Source organism: Rhodococcus sp. P4_B6 (genome assembly GCF_056402215.1).
In genome coordinates this window covers 1-518 of record NZ_JBFUHV010000507.1, presented here as the reverse complement: position 1 = coordinate 518, position 518 = coordinate 1, and the positions used below count along the sequence as shown (strand labels likewise).

Here is a 518-nt window from a genome sequence, read left to right as displayed (position 1 = left end):
GCCGGGTGTCGGTGATCCGGGTGACCGGGGTCCGGGTCGTCACCCGCCCCACCGGTCAGCCCCGCCCTTCGAGGCGGATCGTGACCGCCTTCGACACCGGCGTGTTCGACTTTTTCGCGACGTGATCGAGCGGGATCAGCGGATTCGTCTCCGGATAATAGGCGGCCACATTCCCGACCGGGGTCGGGTAGGGCACCAACCGGAAATCCTCCGCCCGCCGCTCCTCCACGCTGCCGTCCGGGGTCGTCCATTCGGAGACCAGGTCCACCCGATCCCCCGCCGCGTACCCGAACGACTCCAGGTCCTGCGTGTTGATGAACAGCACCCGCCGTCCGCCCTTGACCCCGCGGTAGCGGTCGTCGAGACCGTAGATGGTGGTGTTGTACTGATCGTGCGAGCGCATGGTCTGCAGGATCAGCCTGCCTTCCGGCACCGGCACCCAGGACAGGTCGTTGACGACGAAATTCGCCTTCCCCGTGTCGGTGTCGAAGCGGCGCTCGTCGCGGGGTGGGTGCGGC

At 67.8% G+C, this 518-nt stretch carries 1 pseudogene; it reads right to left on the bottom strand.

Annotated features, from left to right (window positions below):
* Positions 1 to 55: 55 nt before the first annotated feature.
* A pseudogene (locus AC1DWT_RS51835) lies at positions 56 to 518 on the bottom strand (hypothetical protein); the annotation flags it as partial.